The 22,578-nt window shown below is 26.8% G+C and carries 18 protein-coding genes; 17 read left to right on the top strand and 1 reads right to left on the bottom strand.

The window, feature by feature from the left end; all coding sequences use genetic code 4:
* Position 1 precedes the first annotated feature (1 nt).
* From AAHM97_RS03935 to AAHM97_RS03925, 3 genes are read left to right on the top strand one after another with little or no spacing between them, the layout of a single operon-like run.
* On the top strand, positions 2–607 hold the full coding sequence (locus AAHM97_RS03935) for a nucleotide exchange factor GrpE (RefSeq protein ID WP_342268642.1): 606 nt from the start codon (positions 2–4) through the stop codon (positions 605–607).
* Positions 608–627: 20 nt separating this feature from the next.
* On the top strand, positions 628–2,397 hold the full coding sequence (gene dnaK / locus AAHM97_RS03930) for a molecular chaperone DnaK (RefSeq protein ID WP_342268641.1): 1,770 nt from the start codon (positions 628–630) through the stop codon (positions 2,395–2,397).
* A 24-nt stretch (positions 2,398–2,421) separates the two neighbouring features.
* Positions 2,422–3,573, top strand: a complete 1,152-nt coding sequence (locus AAHM97_RS03925) for a DnaJ C-terminal domain-containing protein (RefSeq protein ID WP_342268640.1) — start codon at positions 2,422–2,424, stop codon at positions 3,571–3,573.
* Between the two features lie 135 nt (positions 3,574–3,708).
* Here the strand turns inward: AAHM97_RS03925 and AAHM97_RS03920 are convergent, their stop codons facing one another.
* Positions 3,709–4,815, bottom strand: a complete 1,107-nt coding sequence (locus AAHM97_RS03920) for a hypothetical protein (protein ID WP_342268639.1) — start codon at positions 4,813–4,815, stop codon at positions 3,709–3,711.
* 213 nt (positions 4,816–5,028) lie between these two features.
* Here AAHM97_RS03920 and AAHM97_RS03915 point away from each other — a divergent pair, with 213 nt between their 5' ends.
* From AAHM97_RS03915 to lon, 14 genes are all read left to right on the top strand, one after another.
* Complete coding sequence (locus AAHM97_RS03915) at positions 5,029–5,901, top strand: hypothetical protein (protein ID WP_342268638.1); 873 nt, start codon at positions 5,029–5,031, stop codon at positions 5,899–5,901.
* 2 nt (positions 5,902–5,903) lie between these two features.
* Positions 5,904–7,025 carry a tRNA 2-thiouridine(34) synthase MnmA gene (mnmA, locus tag AAHM97_RS03910; RefSeq protein ID WP_342268637.1) on the top strand — a complete coding sequence of 374 codons (1,122 nt, stop codon included), beginning with the start codon at positions 5,904–5,906 and terminating at the stop codon, positions 7,023–7,025.
* Positions 7,026–7,116: 91 nt separating this feature from the next.
* Positions 7,117–7,746: a hypothetical protein gene (locus tag AAHM97_RS03905; RefSeq protein WP_342268636.1), complete on the top strand. Its 630-nt coding sequence runs from the start codon at positions 7,117–7,119 to the stop codon at positions 7,744–7,746.
* Positions 7,747–9,891, top strand: coding sequence for a DUF2779 domain-containing protein (locus AAHM97_RS03900; protein ID WP_342268635.1), 2,145 nt, complete (start codon positions 7,747–7,749; stop codon positions 9,889–9,891). It abuts the gene before it with no gap.
* A 4-nt stretch (positions 9,892–9,895) separates the two neighbouring features.
* The gene (gene fmt, locus AAHM97_RS03895) at positions 9,896–10,846 is read left to right on the top strand and encodes a methionyl-tRNA formyltransferase (protein ID WP_342268634.1); all 951 of its coding nucleotides are present in this window, start codon (positions 9,896–9,898) and stop codon (positions 10,844–10,846) included.
* 47 nt (positions 10,847–10,893) lie between these two features.
* Positions 10,894–11,451, top strand: coding sequence for an elongation factor P (gene efp / locus AAHM97_RS03890; protein WP_342268633.1), 558 nt, complete (start codon positions 10,894–10,896; stop codon positions 11,449–11,451).
* A 22-nt stretch (positions 11,452–11,473) separates the two neighbouring features.
* On the top strand, positions 11,474–11,776 hold the full coding sequence (locus AAHM97_RS03885; protein ID WP_342268632.1) for a hypothetical protein: 303 nt from the start codon (positions 11,474–11,476) through the stop codon (positions 11,774–11,776).
* Positions 11,777–12,284: 508 nt separating this feature from the next.
* A complete protein-coding gene (locus AAHM97_RS03880; RefSeq protein WP_342268631.1) occupies positions 12,285–12,995 on the top strand; it encodes an ATP-binding cassette domain-containing protein in 711 nt (236 codons plus the stop codon).
* Positions 12,996–13,034: 39 nt separating this feature from the next.
* Positions 13,035–13,955 carry a hypothetical protein gene (locus tag AAHM97_RS03875; protein WP_342268630.1) on the top strand — a complete coding sequence of 307 codons (921 nt, stop codon included), beginning with the start codon at positions 13,035–13,037 and terminating at the stop codon, positions 13,953–13,955.
* Positions 13,956–14,085: 130 nt separating this feature from the next.
* Positions 14,086–15,009, top strand: a complete 924-nt coding sequence (locus tag AAHM97_RS03870) for a hypothetical protein (protein ID WP_342268629.1) — start codon at positions 14,086–14,088, stop codon at positions 15,007–15,009.
* Between the two features lie 662 nt (positions 15,010–15,671).
* Positions 15,672–16,271, top strand: a complete 600-nt coding sequence (locus AAHM97_RS03865) for a hypothetical protein (RefSeq protein WP_342268628.1) — start codon at positions 15,672–15,674, stop codon at positions 16,269–16,271.
* Between the two features lie 454 nt (positions 16,272–16,725).
* On the top strand, positions 16,726–18,639 hold the full coding sequence (locus AAHM97_RS03860) for a hypothetical protein (protein WP_342268627.1): 1,914 nt from the start codon (positions 16,726–16,728) through the stop codon (positions 18,637–18,639).
* Positions 18,640–18,814: 175 nt separating this feature from the next.
* On the top strand, positions 18,815–20,104 hold the full coding sequence (tig, locus tag AAHM97_RS03855) for a trigger factor (protein ID WP_342268626.1): 1,290 nt from the start codon (positions 18,815–18,817) through the stop codon (positions 20,102–20,104).
* 79 nt (positions 20,105–20,183) lie between these two features.
* Positions 20,184–22,562 (top strand): endopeptidase La, encoded by a 2,379-nt coding sequence (lon, locus tag AAHM97_RS03850; RefSeq protein WP_342268625.1) that lies wholly within the window; start codon positions 20,184–20,186, stop codon positions 22,560–22,562.
* Positions 22,563–22,578 lie beyond the last annotated feature (16 nt).

Genomic DNA, 22,578 nt, shown 5'->3' with positions numbered 1-22,578 from the left:
TATGGCAAATAAAGATAACAAAAAGACTTTATCAACTCAAGAAGAAGTGCTAAAATATCTTGGACGTATAAAAAAAGAATTATCTACCGTAAATAATAAAAGCGAAGAAGATAAATCAAAGAAAGATAAAAAAATAACAGATATAGAAAAGTTAGAAAAGGCAATTAGTAATTTGATGACTGAGTATGATGATTTAAAATGAAAAAATCAAATCTCTGCAACAAATGAGATTAATCTAAAAAATAGATTTTTAATTGAGAAGACAGATATCATCAAGTACAATGGCGCTGATCTTGCAAAAAATGTTTTGGTCCCATTTGACATGTTAAAGAGAGTCATATCATTGCCATCACCAAGTCCAGAAGTGGATAATTATCTTAAAGGTTTTGAAATGGTGGTTGGGCAAATGGATAATGCATTTACTGAGGCTGGAATTGAGGTTATAAAAACAAAAGTTGGTGATGATTTTGATCAGAATATTCACGAAGCTGTTGAAACTATAGAGACTGAGGCACAGGCAAAAGGAAAAGTGGCCCATATTATATCAAATGGATATAAATTAAAAGATCGCGTAATAATATATACAAAAGTAAAAGTATCAGGTTAAGAAAGAGAAGGAGATAAATTATGGCAAAAGAAAAAATTATAGGAATAGATTTAGGTACAACTAATTCATGTGTAGCAATAATGGAGGGTGGACAACCCACAGTTCTTGAAAACCCAGAAGGGCAAAGAACTACTCCAAGTGTTGTTGCGTTTAAGAACGGAGATATTATTGTTGGAGGAGCTGCAAAGCGTCAGGCAGTAACAAATTCAGAAACATCAATTTCTGTTAAAAGAAAAATGGGTACAAATGAAAAATTAAAATTAGAGGGCAAGGAATATACACCAGAACAAATTTCCGCTGAAGTTTTAAGATATATTAAAAAGTATGCAGAAGATAAAACTGGTCAAAAAATAACAAAGGCCGTTATTACAGTTCCAGCATACTTTAATGATTCACAAAGAAAAGCAACAAAAGATGCTGGAAGAATTGCAGGACTTAATGTTGAGAGAATTATAAATGAACCAACAGCAGCAGCGCTTGCTTATGGATTTGATAAACAAGATAAAGAAATGAAGGTTTTAGTTTATGACTTAGGAGGAGGAACATTTGACGTTTCTGTCCTAGAGCTGGCAGATGGAACTTATGATGTGTTATCAACATCTGGAGATAACCTATTAGGTGGTGATGATTTTGACCAAAAAATTATGGATTGAATTGCTGGAGAAATAAAAAATGAATTTAAGATAGATCTTTCAAATGATAAAATGGCATTACAAAGGTTTAAGGAAGAAGCTGAAAAAGCCAAAATTAATCTATCAAGTCAAATGGAAGTTGAAATTAATTTGCCATTTATTACAATGAATGAAAAGGGACCAGTTAACTATTCTGGAAAATTAACTAGATCAAAATTTGAATCAATGACAAAATCATTAGTTGAGAGAACTCGTGGTCCTGTACAAGATGCCTTAAAAGCAGCTAAATTATCAGCATCAAATATTAATCAAGTTTTATTAGTTGGTGGTTCTACAAGAATACCAGCTGTTCAAAAATTAGTTAAGGAACTTTTAGGAAAAGAACCAAACAAATCAATTAATCCTGATGAGGTTGTTGCAATGGGTGCAGCTATTCAAGGTGGGGTTCTTGCTGGAGATGTTACTGATGTACTTCTTCTAGATGTTACACCGCTTTCTCTTGGTATTGAAACAATGGGTGGTGTTATGACTAAACTTATTGAAAGAAATACAACTATACCAACTGAAAAGTCACAAGTATTTTCAACAGCAGCTGATAATCAACCCGCAGTTGATATAAATGTTTTGCAAGGTGAGAGACCAATGGCGAACGATAATAAGAAATTGGGTAATTTCCAATTAACAGGAATTAAACCAGCTCCTAGAGGTGTACCTCAGATTGAAGTTACTTTTAAAATTGATGTTAATGGAATAGTTTCTGTTCATGCAAAAGACAAAGCAACTAATGAAGAAAAATCAATTACTATTACAGATTCTGGAAATTTAACAGATGCAGAAATAGATAGAATGGTTAAAGAGGCTGCTGAAAATGCTGAGAAAGATAAAGCTAAGAAAGAAAATATTGAATTAAAAAATAAAGCAGAAACTTATGTTGAAATGTTAGAGTCTTCATTGAGAGATGCTGGAGATAAAATCCCAGAAGACCAAAAAAAACCAATTGAAGAACTTATTAATTCTGTAAATGAGTTAATTGCAAAAGAAGATTATGAAGGATTAAAAGATAAGGTCTCACAATTAGAAGAAACAATTAGCCAAGCTGCAAAATTTGCTCAACAAGAAGGCCAAAAAGATGATGATTCTAATGATGGAAATAAATAATTTTTATTTTAGGTAAGTATAGTTATGTCTAAAAAAAGAGATTATTATGAAATACTTGGGGTTTCAAAAACTGCAAGCTCAGATGAAATAAAAAGGGCCTATCGAAAGCTTGCAAAACAATTTCACCCAGATATTAATCCAGACCCAAAATCTGTTGAGAAGTTTAAAGAAGCTACAGAGGCTGTTGAAGTTCTTATGGATGAAAAGAAAAGAAAAATTTATGACCAATATGGACATGATGGACTAAATGGTCAGGGAGGCTTTGGAGGCTTTGGTGGCTTTGGAGGCTTTGACTTTTCTGAAATGTTTGGAGGAGATGAGTTTTCTGGCTTTGAAAATATATTTAAGGATATGTTTGGTGGAGGCTTTGGAGCCTTTGGCGGTCAAAGAACATCTGGAAGAACTAATTTAAGTCGAGGTGAACGAATATCATTAAAACTTGATTTAAGCGTTCGTGAACTTATGTTTGGAGCTACCAAAAAAATTGAACAGCATATTTATGATGCATGTTTACAATGCTCTGGAAGCGGAGCTGAATCTGAGAAAGATATTACCAAGTGTGACCAATGTAACGGACATGGTAAGGTTGAAATGATTCAAAATCTTGGCGGAATTAGATTTTCATCAACACAAATGTGTCCTAAATGTAACGGACAGGGTAATAAAATTACCAAAGTTTGTAAAAAATGTCATGGTAAAAAAAGAATCCTCCAATTGAAAGTTATCGAACTAGAGATTCCTAAGGGTGTTATGCCTGGTCAACAAATATTAAAAGAGGGTGAAGGCCATGTAGGAGTTAACGGAGGTTCTCGCGGAGATATATTGGTTGCTATTGGTTTAAAAAATCCATCAGGTAGAGTTAAATTAACAAGTGGTGGAGATATTCTGTTCAAATATGATATTTCATATATCGATGCAATAATGGGAGCCACAAAGGTTTTTAAAACTTATGATAAAGATGTCAATATAAAAATTGCAAAAGGATTTAAAAATGGCGATTTGATTAAAATCTCTGGGCATGGTCTTCCAACTAGTATAAATGGTCATAAAAGGGGTGATATTATTTTAGAAATAAATATTGTAATTCCAACAAAACTTTCTTCAAGTGAAGAAAAAGTTTTAAAAGAACTTAATAATATTTCTACATTCCAACCAGTCAATATACTACCAGAGTAGGTTAATAAAATTATAAATATATAGTTTTTTAAAAAAATCAACGATTAATTGTTGGTTTTTTTTGTTATACAAGGTATTAATAATATTTATTTTAAATGATTTATAAAATTAATATTTTACGTATTATAATTGATATTAAAATTCAATATCAAGTTCTTCTTTAAGAGCTTTAATAACATATAGGTTTTCTTCATCTTCTTCTCCCCAATATTTTTGAACAAATCATGTTACCAACAAATATTTTATTATAAATGTTTGTATGTCAAAAATTACTTTATCATAAATAGCATCAATAGCTCTTTCGATTAAATCATCGTTCATTAAATTATTTTTAATAATTTTTTTTGATTTAATAAAAATGCTTAGCCCGGGAGTTATTGGCATTTTTGTAGATTCAAGAAAACAGAAATTTATGTCATTATTCCCCACACATACATATATTCCGCGGCTAGATAAATATTCCAGATCACTGCGACTAAATTTGTTCTTGACTGTTGATCACTTTTTTCTATTTGGAAATTTGAAATTTATAAAAGATGCAGATTCAAATTTTCTCAATTTAGCCTCTTTAAATTTTTTAATATAGTTTTGTTGGGTACCTCTATCAATTCACATCTTATTAACAGGTTTATTTGCAATTCTAACTTTACCCTTTATAAGAGGATATAAATATGCTGAAAATAATGAATGTCTATTAATAGCATAATAAGTTATTTTTCAATTATCATTAAAAAAAACTAGTGAATTAACGTTTAATAATTCTTCATTAAAATCTACACCATCGGCACTTGCGAATGATTTTACTCTTAACATTTTTGAAAAGCCACTTATATTATTTATAACCATTCTAGAAAGATTAAGATTAATTTCTGTTTTCTTTTTTATTTCTCTTCAATAATCATAGTACATCCCATAAATTGGCTCTGTATCAAAAAACAATTGTATTCTATTATTCACTTTTTCTCTTACACTAATGTATGCTTTAATAAATATAAAATAAAATATAAATCCACCAAATTGAAAAAAAGCAAATATTATGAGTGATTTTCCAATAGTAATATTCATAAATAAAATACTTCCAAATATTATATCAACCAACATTCATAAACAAATGTACATAATCAAATAAAATCTGATTAATTTAACGCCATATCTTAGTTGTGATTGATATGCTCTTAAGCTCAGTTTAAGTCTTTCATATTCTTCTTCATTAGCTTTTATTTTTTTTGTGTAATCATTCATATTTTTTATTATATGGAAAAAATCGATAAAAAACATTAAATAATAGTTAAATGTCACATAATTAATTGTTAGAAAATTATGAAATTTTCTATGTTTTTTAATATATCTACAATCACGAAGATTATTTTTTTATTTAAATAATGATTTGCAAGAAAATGATATAATTATTGTAGGGTATGTGTATATATGGGAGAAAAAAGAAGGATTATTAATATGAATAGGAATAATATGACTCCAAAAAATCTTGATGATAATTTTTGATTTGATGAAATTACCGAGGTTTCCTTAGATGAACCAGATATTCTTTCAAAAACAAAGCCCACAATAAACCTTGTACAGAACCCTAATTATCATTTTATGAATAATAATAATAAGCAATTAAATATTAAAAAAGGAGATTTGTTTAATATACCTAAATATTCTTCTATTGATATAATTCCAAATGATGATTCTATTAAAAGTAAATTGCCAAAAGATATAATAGAATTACGTAAAAAAAGTCAAACCTTAAGCCGCCAGCAATTAGAGAGTTTAATTGACAATATAAATGATAATAAAATTTTTAGAAATTATAATGTTAGTGATAATTTTGAAACAGAAATTAAAAATGAACAAAAAAATAAACCAAAATTTTCTTACACAGAATCTGACCAAAGTGAAGATCTAAAAGCAATTGTTAAGGATATAAAAAAAGAAATTTTACATGAGTTATTAGAGGAAGTTAGAAGGCCAAGTTCTAATATAGACACACAATTAATTACCCAAGAATTTTTTAATAGAAGAATTAAGAAGGTTTATGATAAATTAAGTTCTAAACAGTCTAAAAAATCTGTTCTCGAACTTACAAAGGAAAGTAAATATTCATTTGAAAAAAAAGAAAAAGACTCAAAAATATTTAAAAAATTTGACAACAGCCAAAATTTTGAAGAAAAAAATGAAACTACCGAATTAACAAATATGTTTGATGGTATTGATAATATCAATTTTAATAACAATCACAAGAATGATACTGATAGTTCTAGCGGTGACATCAGTGTGAAAAAACATGAAAACGTGAATATTAGGAATTTATTAGGAGATGAATAAACTTGAAGAAGAAAAAGGTTATTGTTGGTATAAGTGGAGGTGTTGATTCTGCTGTTAGTGCGCTTTTATTAAAAAAACAAGGCTATGATGTTGTTGGTCTATTCATGCGGAATTGAGATAGTAATCTTAATAATGATTTTTTAGGTAATAATGATTTAACAACCAATGATATATGCACCCAAGAACAAGATTTTAATGATGCAATAGAAATATGTAAACAATTAGATATTCCCCTTAATCGTATAGATTTTGTTAAAGAATATTGAGATAAAGTATTTATTTACTTTATAAAGGAATATGAAAAAGGGAGAACACCTAACCCAGATATTCTCTGCAATAAATATATTAAATTTGACCTATTTTTAGAAGAGGCTATGAAATCTTTTAATGGAGATTATATAGCGATGGGTCATTATGCTGGTGTAAATTTTAATCAAAAAACACAAGAATATGAACTATTAAAGGGTGAGGACGATACAAAAGATCAATCATATTTTTTATGTAAATTAAATCAAACTATGTTAAGCAAATCCTTGTTCCCTTTAGCAAGTTATAAAAAGAGAAGAGTTAGAGAGATAGCGTTGGAAAATAAATTAGTTGTATCTCAAAAAAAAGATTCAACAGGAATTTGTTTTATTGGAGAAAGAAATTTTACACAATTTTTGCAAAACTACATACCTAACCAAAATGGAGAGATTATTGATATAGAAACTAAAGCAATTATTGGCCACCATATTGGTGTTATGTATTATACATTAGGTCAAAGAAAGGGGTTAAATCTTGGCGGACAAAAAGAACCATATTATGTGGCAAAAAAAGACATTGAGAATAAAAAAATATTTGTCACACGTTTAAGTAATGACAAATATTTATATTCAGATAAATGTATTGTTGATGATGTTAATTGGATTGTAAGTCTAGAAAAATATGTAGAAAATCCAGAAAGTTTTAGATGTTCTGCAAAATTTCGCTATCGCCAACAAGATGTTTTAGTTGAAGTTAATAAATTAAATAATAACTATTTAATTATTTTTGATAAAAAACAAAGAGCTGTAACTCCTGGGCAAGAAGCTGTATTTTATTTAGATAATATATGTATTGGTGGAGGAACTATATCTGAGTAGCACAAAAGTTTATTAATTAAGTCTATTTTATAATTTTTATTAATAATATTTGTTAAATTTAATATATTATATAATTAATGAGAGGTTTTATATGTCAAGCTTTACAATCATAATTATCGTTGTTGTTATTATTGTTTTAATTTTTATAATTATTACATCAATAACAGGAAAAAAATCACAAAAAATAGAACAAGAAAAAAGAAAAAAAGTCGTTAGAGATGAAATAAAAAACTATATATATTTAAATGAAAATCGTAAGAATATCCGTATTGAATATGAAAATGTTATTGCCAGAAAAGGTGGAGATTATAAATACAGAGATGTATTTGATGTTGTTATATCTCTTTTTGAGCCAAAAAAGAACACACTTATAGATACAAGAAGCTATGAAATTGAAGGCTTAACTCAGAAAGTTGATAAAAAAAATTATCAAACCGTCTGGCAAGTAAATTCAAGAACAGATTTAGAAGAAACAAGAAGAAAGATATCAATTGCAACAAAACAAATCAAGTTAACTAAAGAAGAAAAAAAAGCAATTAAACAAGAAGAAAAAGCAGCAGCAATTGAAGAAAGAAAAAAGGAAAGAGAAGAACTAAAACTTATTAAAAAAGCTCAAAAAAATCCAAGCTTGGATGTTGGAATCGATACTGAGAAACTTAAAAAGGTTGATGAGGTTGTTAAAAAAACGGCTGTTAAATTTATTCCTAAGCGAGATAAATAAATGTTAGATGAAATAAAGTATCCGATTTCAAAAAGAACTTTTAAGCTTGCATTTTCTAAATGTTGAAATATAGCTTGAATTTTCGCCTCAAAAACTAATTTTAATTTATCAAAACAAAAAAAATTAAATAATGAATATTTTTATAATTTTGATGTAAAGTTAGATGAAGGAGATGATTTTTACTCTGTTGATTCATATAATATAAAAGAATTATATGAAAATGAATTAAAATCATTATTTATAAATGATAATGAAAACGATGGATTACAAGAAGATATAACAGAAAATGATGGATTTGAAAAAATATGTTTGATAAAAGAAATTGTTAGTAACTATGCTTTAGATGAAGAATCTTTATCTTCTTCTCTAGAAGATGGTAATATCACTGGGGCAAAGGCAAGAGAGTATTTTTCATTTCTTTTAAAAAAATGGAATTTAGAATATGAAACAAATTACAAATATGTTGATCTTTCTGAGTTTGCAAGAAATGAAGATGCAATATCAAATACTATAAATGCATTTAGGGATGAAAGAGTCAAGTATATTTATGAAGCAACATTTGCAACAGAAAATAACTATTTAATCGCAAAATGTGATGTGTTAGAAATTATTGATTTTGAAAATAAAGTTGTTGATATTCTAGAGGTTAAGGCATCTACAAAATTCAAATGAGAACATTTTTTTGATTTAGCATACCAAAAAATCGTCTTAGAAAGATGTGGGTATACTGTTAGAAATATCCGCCTTGTTTTATTAAATAGTCTTAAATATTGTGAAAAAACATTTTTATATGCAAATAAATTAAGTAATTTTGATGAATACAAAGTTGATGAAAAAAAGATAATAGATGAATTAAAATTAGCAAAAACATTTCCAAATGATTATTTATATAATAAACCTGTTGAGATAAATATTGAAAATATTTTTCACGTATATGATTATGAAAATATAACAAAAAAAAGTTTAGGTCTGAATAAATTATGAAGACAATTAATTGCATTAATGGGAGAAACCCAGGCTGAACAAAATAAATTTCTTAATGATTTTGGTAAATTTCTTTCAGAACAAAATCCGTCTCCTTATTGTTATAAAATTTCACAAATGAGAGGTAAAAAAGTTGGTTTTCAATTAGAGAAGAAATACTGCGGACATGTTTATAGTTGTGAAAATATATCCTATAGTATCGATATTCCATCTATAAAGCACATAAGTGGCTTAAGGGCAGACAAAATTGGGGATATTGTAAATACTTTTCCAGAGTTTTATGATTTTTATTGATATTATGAAATGGAACTTGATGAAATTCAAAAGAGATTAAATAAGGCTGCTGTATATATTATTAATTACTGAAAAAAATTTAACAAGGCACAGATTGATATTTGTGGCCCACATATTAAAGTAGATGATGAATTACTTGTTGATCCAAAAAGATTATGAACTTTACACAGCCTTATTCAAAAATATAATAATTATCCTGTTTATATGTATGATTTTGAAACAACAAAATGAGCTATGCCAAAATATAAAAATGCAGAACCATATGACCAAATGATATTTCAATATTCGCTTCATGTGTTAGAAGATGATAATTTTGATTATAGAAAAGAAGAAGATATAAAACATCACTTTTGAATTTCTAATAATAAAGATGACCCAAGACCACAATTTATTGCTAATTTTTTAAGAGATATGTACAATTATGGCAAAGGGGTTTATGTTGCATATCACAGATCATTTGAAAGAACACAATTAAAAAAATTAGCAATGGCTTTTCCACAATTTATAAATGCAATAAAATATATATATGATAACACAATTGATCTTGAAGATTTTTTTAAATTAAAGGGAAACCCATTTTTAATTTATCATCCAAACTTTTATGGTAGTTCATCAATTAAAAAAACTCAACCAGCATTAGAACAAGAATTTTCATATAAAGATTTAAAAATTAATAATGGGTTATTAGCCTCTGAAGTTTTTAGAGCCTATTGCGATGACATAATTGAAGATGCGATCTGAGAAAAAATGGTTAAGCCAGACATGATCAAATATTGTAATCGAGATACATTAGCGATGGTGGTTATCCTGCAAAGAGTTATTGAAATTTATAATAAGGCAAAAAATAATTATAATGTGAAAGGATAATAAATTGAAATCAATATATAAAGTTATATTTGCAGGAACAATTCAAATTTCTATAGAAATATTATCTGCATTATTAGATATTAAAGAAATTGATGTAATTGCTCTTATTTGTCAACCAGATAGCATTATTGGGAGAAAAAAAGAACTTAAAATGTGTGAGGCGAAGAAATTTGCCTTGGAACAAAATATTAAGGTTTTTTCTCCAAGTAATATTAAAGATATTTATGAAGATCTAAAAGCATTAAAACCAGACTTTTTAATAACATGCGCTTATGGTAAAATCATACCACAAAATATTATAGATATATTTACTGATTGTATAAATGTTCATGGTTCCCTATTGCCAAAATACCGCGGTGGAAGTCCGCTTCAAGCTGCAATCCGAAACGGGGATAAAGAATCTGGAGTCACTTTAATAAGAATGGTAAAAGCAATGGATGCAGGACCAATTTTTTGCCAAAAAAAATTTAATATTGATCAGGAAGAAAATTCACAAACAATATTTGAAAAGGCCGGTAAGGTTGGGAAGGAACTTGTAAAAAAACATATTTTAAAAATTTTTCGTAAAGAAATTATTCCAAAAGAACAAGATGATAATTATGTGACATTTGCATACAACCTAAAAAATGAAGAAGAACATATTAATTTTAAAAATGAGGCAATTGATGTTGTTAATTTTATAAAATCATTAAGTCCAAAGCCAACAGCTTTTTGTTATTTTGGTAATTCAAGAATAAAAATAGCAAAAGCAGATGTGGTTAATAATTTATTTATTGATAAGCAATATTTGCCTGGACAAATAATAGATATTGATAAAGAGGGTATCATTGTAGCTTGCGGGAATAATACAATAATTAGAATTAGGGAACTACAAAGAGAAGGAAAGAAAATGAACAGCGCTAGTATATACTATAAAAATCCCACTATTTTTATAAATTATAAAGTATTTTCATAGAAAATACTTTATAATTTATATAGTTTAAAAAATTAAAGGAGATAAAAGTGCAAGTTAACGATTTAAGACCAGGGCATACATTTATATATGAGGGTAATTTATATATTGTTATATCTAATGCTTTTTCTAAAACAGGAAGACAACAAGGAAAAGTAACACTTAAGGTAAAAAATTTAAAAACAGGTTCTCGAGTTGAACTAACATTTACCGGTGGAGATAAACTAGAAAAAGCCATGATTGAGAAAAAAGATATGCAATATCTTTATAATGATGGAACTAATTGTTATTTGATGGATTCTGAATCATATGATCAAGTTGAAATACCTACAACTAATTTAAAATGAGAATTAAATTTTATCAAAGAAAGTGCTATAATTCAAATGACTAAATACCAAGAAGAGGTTATAGGAATTACTATACCAGATAAGGTTGAATTAGTAGTAGTTGAAACAGAACCAGCAGTTAAAGGGGATACTACATCAGGTGCCCAAAAAAAGGCCAAATTAGAGACCGGATGAGAATTATTAGTACCATTATTCATTAAGATAAATGATATAATTCTTGTTAATACAGATGATGGTAAGTATTCAGGTAGAGTTAATTAGTAGTTAAAAATGGGGGATATTTATGTACATTACATTTTTATATAACGAAAAAGGAAATTTTTATATTGCAGAAAGAGTTATAGGAAGAATAGTTGAAGATATAGTTAACGCATCTACAAGCGGGATTGAAATTCTTGGATCCGAAGTTTCTATTCCCAAAGGAACTATTATTGATATTAGAATCACAATATTTTCTCCAAATAACCGCGACGAGATTGTTTTTGCTCCTCAAGAATTAATTCCCAAAATAAGAGAAATTATTATAGATTTAATCGGAACAACACTTCATAACATAACATTTGTTTTTTCGAAGAAAATAAATTAATTAAATCTGCATTAATGTGTATGAAAATAAATTTGGAATATTCATATTTGGTGTTTTATTTACTTTGATTATTTAAGGATTGATATTGAACGTCTATAATAAAATTGACGAAAAATCATCAACTTTTAAATTTGGTTAAAAGATAATTAAAAATTTTTAATTTATGTCTAAATAATTTTGTAAATTTTTAGTAGTAAGTAAACTTAAGGAATGTTAAGTGTGCTGAATTGCACTTAGTTTTTAAATCATTCAGTAAGAGATATGAAACATTTTTGTAATTGTTTCCAAAAAATTGTTAAAAATTAAAATTGAATAAAGGAAATAAATTATAATTTAGCAAAGAAAAAAGTAGAATAGTCCTAGATTAACCGGTCTACTTAGAGCCATTTTTTCTAACTAATAAATTACAATTATTGCTAAAAAATGATCAGAATACTATTGTATTATATTTTGTGGTGATATAATATAAAAAAAATTTATATCAAATTTATAGAAGGGAATTACAAATATGTTCATTAAGGATATTACCAAGGATTATGGTAATAAAAAAGGGGTTTTTAATGTAAATATTAGCATAAATAAGGGTCAAATCTATGGTATTATCGGCCCAAACGGTGCTGGGAAAACCACTCTCATTAGAATGATCATGGGTTTTGTAAAACCTCAAATTGGTGAGGTTGTAATCGATGATGTAAACACATGAAATAATTCAAAAATAATTATGGATAAAGTGGGTTATGTTTCTGGTGAGGTAACAATGTATGAAAAAATGACAGGAAGAAGTTTTATTAAATTAGTTGAACATACAAAAAATGGTATAAATAGAGATTTTCTTGATAATCTAATTACCTATTTTGATGTTGATTTAAATACAAAAATTAAAATGTTATCAAAAGGTAATAAACAGAAATTGGCAATAATTTCAGCACTTATGCACGACCCAGATTATATTATACTTGATGAGCCAACATCTGGTCTAGACCCGCTGATGCAATTAAAATTTAATGATTTGTTATTAAATTTAAATAAAAAAATGAAAAAAACAATTTTATTGTGTTCACATATATTCCAAGAAATTGAAGCTGTTTGTGATATTGTATGTTTTCTTAAAGAAGGTAAAGTTATAGATGAGTTTATTGCCGATAGAGACAATATCTCAAATATCGAAAATAAATTTAAGGAATTATTTAGTTTTGATTCCAATAGTATTTTCAAATAATATTAGTATTTAAATTTTGATGATATAAAGGTGCTAGTTATGAATAAAAATAAAAAAATATCATTAATAATTATTAATTCTATAAAAGATGATTGAATTTTAATCTTAGTTTTTGTGTTTATTGGTTGTGCTTTGATGTCACAATTAAATTCATATTCCCATGGGCCTCATAATAATCAAAATTATCCTATTTTTCTTAATAATCATTTTTTTGATTATTATTATCAAAAAAATGATAATCCCAGTATTAAATACTATATAGGCAAGAACACTATAATCTACATGCTATTTTCTGGACCAATAATAATTTTTCTGGCTTTTTATTTTATTATATCCTTTACAATACATTTCATTTTATCATCACAATCTAAAAAGATATATATATGGTTAACTATGCCGATTTCAAGGAATAAATTGTTTCTTAGTAAGCTTTTAGCTATTTATTCGGAAATGTTAATTATTTTTTCAACCGTTATTACAGCTTCAATTATTATATTTTTTAGCAATGAAGACTTGGATATTATGTATTTTTGTGATTATTTTATTCAGTTGACTACATTTCTTGTATTTTTGTTATGTTATACATTAATAATGTCATTAGTTTATTTGTATTTAATAGATCATATAAAGATTGTTAACTTTTTATTGTTTTTTGTAAATGCGCTACTTTTGTTAATATTTGTTATTGACAAGTTACTATTTTATAAAGGTGACTATAACAATGCATCTAAAATAATTTCATATATTGACATTTTTAATTTATACGGGAATCAGTTTGATGTAATTAAAACAAATATTTGAGAACATTATAATCAAAATCCAAGTATTGTTCTAATGAATATAAAACCAAAGCATAATTATATTCAGGCTCTAGTATTTACAATAATAACAATTCCATTAATTGTGCTTATTTGAATTCTTAATATTGATAAATTTAATAAAACTGATTTTCATATTTAAGTTTTTAAAAGATATTTTAAAGAAATAACATTATTATATAGTTATAATATTTTTTACTAAATTATAATTAAAAGAAACAGTAGCGATTTTTAATAAAAACCGAATGATTTAGAAAAAAAAGGGGGGGAATATGTTTAAAATAAAGAATAAAATGCTTGTGATTATTAATTGAACACTGATAAATGACTGAATAATAATATTGGTGTTTTTTGCTGTTGTTATGGGTGTTATGTTTCAAATTTTTACAATTGTATATTCAACTCACGAAGGTAATGGGACTCTTTTTGAGAAAATACACTTCCAAGAAGTTTATTACATAGATAAAAGTTTAGGTTCTAATAAGCATTATTTTTTAGGCGTTAACAATATTATATATTTCTTATTATCTGGACCATTGCTTGTCTATTTATTATTTTATTTTATGTTATCCTTTTCAATCCATTTTTATTTAGAATCTTATTCTAAAAAAATGACTATATGATTAACAACGCCCATGTCTAGAAATAGGTTATTCTTTAGTAAAATGATATGTATTTATATAGAAATGCTAATTATAATTACTCCTGTAATTTTATTTACTTTTATATTATTATTTAGAAATGAAAATTTAAATACAACAGATTATTTTAATTATTTTGTACAATTAATTTCATTTTTAATATCTGTCATTATGTTCACAAGCGCTTACGCCTTAGCTTACTTATATTTATACCAAAAAATTAAAATTGCAAATTTCACATTTTTCTTTGTTACATTATTTATAATTTTTATTTATGCTATAGACAAAATAATATACTATCACCTTGTTGAAGGTTTTGCTGCGAAATTTTTCTTTTATATAGATATTGTTAATCTTATGGGAAACCAGTTTGACAATGTTAGAACTGATCAATGAAATATTTATCAAAAACAACCACAATACTTGTTAATGTGTACCCATGCCAAGCACAATTATATAAAAGCTAGCATTTTTATTGTTGTGTCCATTGTTGTAACAAGTTTTTTATCTTTTCTAAATATTAAAAAATTTAATAAAATTGACTTTAATGTATAAATATTGAGAATAAAGATGCTAATAATTTTATTAATCAATAAAAATAAAGCTTTATGCTTTATTTTTTTTAAATATATAACTAAATATATTTAATTAAGTAAAAAAATATAAATTTTAATACAAAAAAAATCTACATATAAATAATTTATATGTAGAATATTAATAATTATGAAAAATGAAAGAAACTAATCCTATTGAATGAAAAATAAATAAATAAAATATTAACAGAATACGAAACAATAACTTATAAGCAATACAAACATCTACAATAATAAATTACGCAAGTTAATAGTCTATTTATTAACCTACAAAATATTATAACCATCTTAACTATATTTACATGAGAAATATAGATTAATAGCAATCTATACTCCCCACATTTTTATTATATATTATTGATTATAAATTTCAACAATTTATTGTGTTTTTTTTCAAAAAAAAATAAAATAAAATAATTTATATTTTTAAAAAATCTTATTCGAAACAGTAATTATTTAATATGAATATAGAAATTTGGTTCAATTTTAATATCCACTAAATTTAGTTTTCTCAAAGATATTACATTTTTTGCTATATATTTTTTAAAAAATACAATAAAAAGCAAAAAAATATTACTCATTTTTTTTAAAAAATGTAAAATATTTATATTAGAAGGGAAGAGAATGGGAAAAGTTTATACAAAATTAGTATTTAGTGTTATATTTTTTATTTTAATAATCGTACTATCTGTTGGTGCTGGAATTGAATTCACTGGTGAAGAAAATGGTTATTCTATAAGTATAACACTAAAGGGTTGGGGGTGGTATGTTCCAAAACAAAGTCTTGATGGAACAACCGCAACCGCAACCACATCTATGAAGAATCTAAAGGATTCGTTCGCAACAGCAAAAGATCTTACAATTGGTTTACATATATGAGGGGGTACACTTTTTGTGTTCTTATTTTCACTCCTTGATGTATTATTAACAATTGGTTTAGTTGTTATGGGAAATGTGAAAAAGAAAATATCAGTCTTGATAATTTTGGGTAAAATATTTGACATCATAATCGCTGTATTGTTATTATTGGGTACATTAATGATTGCTATTATGTTGGTTGATATTAACGCTAATTTATTTAAAGGTCTTGAACCAGTTCCGTATGTTAGCACAGGAACTATAGTTATTATTACTATGTTGTTTATTGTTAGTATAATTTTAATAGTTTTCAATTCATTAGCGTGAACAACAAAATTATTTAAAGAAAAAAATGTAGCAGCCTAAGCAGTAATGAAGCTAAGTTTATTGGAGGATTAATCCTCCATTTTTTTATTAATTATAAAATATTAATAAAAAATTTTAAGATAATTGTGGTAAAAAGCAAATAGGAAATATAAATAGATTAGTAAAATAATTAAATATATTTTCTGTCCTATATATAAAAAATATATTTTTTTAAAATTATTCTAAAGATAAGGGGCTTTTTTTATTTACGGCGCAATATATTATATGATAAAAACAAGTCCAAATCTTACAATAATAAAATTCTTTTATCTTCCAAAATGTTAATCAATTGAACCTTAACTAAAATTAACAATTATAAAATTAATATTATTTTAGCTTATATTATAACAAAATAATACAAGCATTGCAAATAATATAGTGAATTATGTGGAATTTTTAGTAAAAATAGTGTAAAATATATATAGAATTGAAAATAAACGAAAGGAAGATTCTTATGCCCGACAATAAAAAAAATGGTAAACCATTAACAAATAGAAAAGATAAAAATTCTTTAGTTGAAGGTCAAGAATATATTAGACAAAAGTTTAATCCTAAATCTCTAGCATTAATTCATAAATTTCATTTACAATCTAATCCACCTTTTGCCAAGTTGATTACAACATTCCAAAGTATTACAGAACTAGGAAAAAGTAACCCAAGATATAAAGAACTAACAAAAATGTGGGAGGATGAGTATAACTTTTTATTTGAGTCGTTTTGAGTAGACTATAATACCTCATCACGCCAAAAAAATGCAAGTACAATTGGAGGATGACAAGATCGATTAAAAATAAAAGATTCAAATGGTAGTTCAATAGATGATAAAAAAATGTTATTTATTCAGAAAATACAACCAAGCTTTGTGAATGAAAATTCAAATTCTAAGAAGAAGATATTAGAAAGAGCTGGTTTTAAAATGGCTGAACAAAAATCTTCGATGTCATTTACAGCCGTTGGTAAAACAAAGAATTTAATTGAAATTGAAAATATTATTAATGATGCTAAAATTCAAAAAAAAGATATAGATACTACTGATTTATTTAAAGCAGCGAAAAGAACTCCTAATAAAGATTTAGAGTCTGAATATAAAATTGACACAAAACCAGACCCATCATTATCAGAGTTCTTAAATGAGAGTGGGAAATCACTATCAAAATATAAAGATGAATCTGATATTGAATATAGCCTAAGTGGAAAAAATTCTTTTGATGATGCAGATAGAGATGCTAACTTAACAGATGAGAATTCAGATTCTGTTGAATTAAATAATAAATCCAAAGCTAATGATAATTCGTCATTACGTGACTTTATTAATGATGATGATAAAGCAATTAGTTATATTAATAGTAATTCTGATAATAAGTTTCAAGAAAAAATTGAAGGTAAAAAAATCATTCCAAACTCAGCTTTATCTGAAATAAGTGGTGAAGGACAAGAGGAAATTCCCGATGAATTTTATCAACAAGAATTTAAGAGACTATATGACCAACAATCTGGCCTAAATATTAATTCAAATTATGAATCTGATGGAAGAATTTCTCAAGAAATTGATATGAGAATTGACCCAACAAAAAGAAATATCTTATCAAAGGATGATTTTGAATATACAGATTCTAAACCATCTCTATCAGTAAATTCATTTTCAATTGAAAAAAAAGATCACTCGTCTAATCGACCATATCACGAGGTTAAGCCTGTTGGTGTTTATAATATGGAGTATAATCCAGAAAAAAGACCAAGTACAATACAAAATATGTATTTTGAAGAAAATGAAAAAGAAACAGATGATGACCTACAAAAAAAATTACAAATACTTCGTGATTTAAAGGCTCAAAGAAAACATAGAATTAATATGCTGCGTTTAGAAAAATCTAACAGCTCTGTTATTGCAAAAGCAATCAACTTTAGAAATAGACGCGAATTAAGATTTGCACGTAAAAAAAATATTGAAAATATGCGCACAATGGAGCGTATTGAAAAACTAAGAAGATTGCAAGAGCGTCAACGCCTTGTTAACTTGTTAAAACAAAGACAGCTTAAATTAGAAGAAGAAAAAAGAGTGAATGCTCAAATTAAACTTGAAAGTCAAAAAAATATTGAGCGTGAAGCCCAATACAGAATGGATTTGGCATCAATTGAATCACAAATCCATCGTGAAATGGAACTTATAAAAAGTATTGAACAAAAATCAAAAGCTCAGTTCTTGAAATATAATGAAAATGAGGATGACTTTGATGGGTCAATCTCTATTTCTAAAAAAACACGTTTTTTAGAAACAAAAGAACAAAGTGAACAAGAATTGCTTAAAGAAGAAAAAAATAAGGCCAAAATTGAAGAAATTGCAATGAAATTTAAGAAGAACCTTTAATAATTAAAATCACCAATAGGTGATTTTACTATTTTCGTACAAAAATTAGCTTAGTTATTAATTAATTTTCATTACCAACAATTTAAATGTTTTTTTAAATTTAAATGTATATTTACATTTAAAATAAAAAAATATCTTGTTATAATATAGAAAGTATGTTTATAAAGGAGAAAAAATGAATTTAGAAGAAAAAAAGTTAGCGGAAAACGGTGAAGGTATTATTATAGTAACTATTGAAAGTGAAGAATGACAAGCGAGTTTATCAAAAGCTAAAAATAGACTTGCAAATAATGTTGTTGTCCCTGGTTTTAGAAAAGGTAAAGCTCCTAAAAACAAAATTGAACAATATATTACAATGCCAAAGGTGCTAAAAGAAGCGGCTAGAATAATTGTAGAACCTGCATGAAAATTTGCGCTTGATAATAAGAAAGACATCGAACCATTTAGTTCTCCAAATCCCGCAATAAAAGAATTGGACGAAAAATTGTGTAAGGTACAATTTAGTTTTGATTTAAAACCACAAATTAAAATTGGAACTTATCAAGGTATTAAATTAGACGGTCTTAAAAAAGAAAAAGCAGTAGTTTTAGATGAAGATTTAAAGGCAAGTATTGAGGCATATCGTGATCGTTTTGCTATGGAAAAAGAAAAAGAAGAAGATGAAAAAATAGCAAAAGGTGATGCTGTTATATTTGACTATGAAGGATTTATTGATGGTGTCCCTTTTAAAGGTGGAAAAGCCTCAAACTTTAATGTTATAATTGGAAAAAAACAAATGGTGCCAGGATTTGAGGATTCTATGATTGGCTTGAAAAAAGGAATGCAAACAATAACGGTAACCTTTCCAAAAGATTATACGCCAGAATTATCTGAAAAAACTGCTGAATTTAAATTGAAGATAAACTCAATTAAAGAAAGAAAATTACCAAAAGTGGATAATGAATTTGTTGCAGATTTAAATATAGATGATATAAAAACTGTAGATGAATTAAAGGCTGAATTATCTAATAGAATTATTGCACAGAAAGAAGAAAATAATAAAAAACTATTTGTATCTAAAGTAATTAAGGAAATTGCAAAAAACTCAGAATTAATTATTCCCAAATCTGCAATTTTAGATCAGGTAAATAAATTGTACCAAGAGTTTGAACAAAATTTAGCAGCCAAGAGAATGACTATCGCTGATTATAAAAAGCAAACTGGTTTGACAGAACAACAAATAAAAGATGAATTATTTGATGATGCTAAAGAAAGACTAGAGAGTTATTTAGTAACGGATGCTGTAAGAAACAATGAAAAATTTGAAATAGATGAGAAAAAAATAACTATTAAATTTGAAGAATTGGCAAAGAATTTTGGAATGAAGGCAGAAGATATTCGAAATAAACTAATAAATGATGAAATTGTTAAAGAAGAACTGCTAAAAGAGGAGATTATTAACTATTTATATGAAAAAAATGGTTAATTTTCATAAAAAATTAGCAATTAACTATTGAAAGTGCTAAAATTATGGTATTATATGAATATACAAGGAGGAAACGTATATGGCTGCAAAAAAAAATAAACTACCATTATTAGTTACAAGGGGAAGTTATATATTTCCAAAATTTAAACAAACTCTTGAAATCGGTAGAGAAGTATCAAGAAATGCGATAAAATCTTCACAAGAAAAATATGAAGGTTTAGCATTAATAACAAGTCAAAAAAAACCTATTGATGATGAACCAAAAATAGATGAAATCTATAATTTTGGAGTATTAGCAAAAATTAAAATTAACAAGGAATGAAGCGATGGAACTCTTACAATTGAGTTAGAATCATTAAAAAGAGTTAAGCTATCAGCAATTTTTTTGGAAAACCTTTACTGAGCTAAATATGAAGAAATTGATTTTAAACCAGAGGATGATAAAAATTTAGCTAAAGAAACTGTTAAGAGAATAAGGGGATTAATTAAGACTCAAGAAGAATTCCCCTCAGAGTTGGAAAGTACTTTATTAAAAGATATTGACCCACAATTCTTAGTTGATACAGTTACACATTTAATGCCATTTATGGATATTGAAACAAAACAAAAAACTTTAGAAGAAATAGATCCATTAAAAAGACTAGATATAATTGAAGGATTTTTAAATACAAAAAAACAATCAGCTATTATTGATGCTACAATTTCTAAAAAAATTAAAACTAAAATTGATGATTCACAAAGAGAATTTTATTTAAAAGAAAAAATGAAAGCGATCAAAGAAGAATTGGGCGAAATGGATTCTGAAAATGATGATATTAAGAAATATAAACAAAGATTAGAAACAGAACCATTCCCAGAAAACATTAAAAAAAGAGTTTTACAAGAAATTGAAAGATATGAAAGTATTCCAGCAGCTTCGAGTGAATCTGTTGTAACTAGAACTTATATTGATTGATTGATGCAAGTACCGTGGTGAGAAACATCTGAAAAAGAAGTAGATTTAGAAAATGCTAGAAAAATATTTGATAAACATCATTATGGTTTAGAAAAAGTAAAAGAAAGAATTATCGAATATTTAGCAGTTAAAAAGAACACCAAATCTATTAAGGGACAAATAATAACCCTAGTGGGTCCTCCTGGAGTTGGTAAGACAAGTTTAGGTAAAGCAATTGCAGAAGCAATGGGTAGAAAATTCGTTAAGGTTTCGCTTGGTGGAGTTCGTGATGAAGCTGAAATTCGTGGACATAGAAAAACATATATTGGATCATTACCAGGAAGAATAATTCAGGGTATGAAAAAAGCTGGAGTTACAGATCCTGTGTTCTTACTTGATGAAGTTGACAAAATGGCATCAGACTACAAGGGGGATCCAGCTAGTGCGATGTTAGAGGTCTTGGACCCAGAACAAAACTCTAAATTTTCTGATCATTATTTAGAAGAAGAATATGACTTGAGTAGTGTAATGTTTATTGCAACAGCAAATTACCCAGATCAAATACCAGCAGCTCTTTATGACCGTATGGAAATTATAGAACTTTCAAGTTATACAGAAATAGAAAAGCTAAAAATAGCGCAAGATTACCTTATCCCAAAAGTTTTTGATAACTATAATTTAACAAATACTCAATTAACATTTACAAAAGAATCTATTGAGGAAATTATTAAACATTATACTCGCGAGGCGGGTGTAAGACAACTCGAAAGACTAATATCAACTATTGCTCGTAAGTTTATTGTTAAAATGTTAAATGGTGAAATGACAAAATTAAAAGTAACCATCGCAATTGTTAATGAATACTTAAAAAAACGAGTATTTGAGCACACTGACCAAGAAGAAAAAGCACAGGTCGGTGTTGTAACTGGATTAGCTTATACCCAATTTGGTGGAGACATTCTCCCAATCGAATGTAATCATTTCCCAGGAAAAGGTGGTTTAATTATGACCGGAAAACTTGGAGATGTTATGAAGGAATCTGCATCTATTGCATATGATTTCGTCAAATCAAATCACAAAGCATTCGGAATTCCAAAAGAAGTATTTTTTGAAAATGATATTCATATTCATGTTCCTGAGGGCGCTGTTCCAAAAGATGGTCCAAGTGCTGGTGTTACAATAACAACATCAATAATTTCTGCACTTACAAATAAAAAGGTACCTAAGGAAATAGGGATGACTGGTGAGATAACATTGAGAGGATTAGTATTTCCAATTGGTGGATTACGAGAAAAATCAATTTCTGCACACAGAAGTGGTCTTAAAAAAATTCTTGTCCCTGCTAAAAATGAAAAGGATCTGGATGAAATACCAGAAGAAGTTAAAAAAGATCTTGAAATTGTTTATTGTTCAAAATATGAACAAGTTTATGAGCAAGTATTTGGAGAAAAACTTAACAATTTAAAAACATCATTGCCAGCTTTTACTGTTGAAAAGACAAGTAAGAAAAAAGAACTTAATTAATATTTATAAAAATAGC

The organism is Spiroplasma endosymbiont of Aspidapion aeneum (assembly GCF_964031045.1).
GTDB lineage: Bacteria > Bacillota_I > Bacilli_A > Mycoplasmatales > Mycoplasmataceae.
Note: the sequence above shows the minus strand (reverse complement) of the source record. Positions and strands in the feature narration are given on the sequence as shown.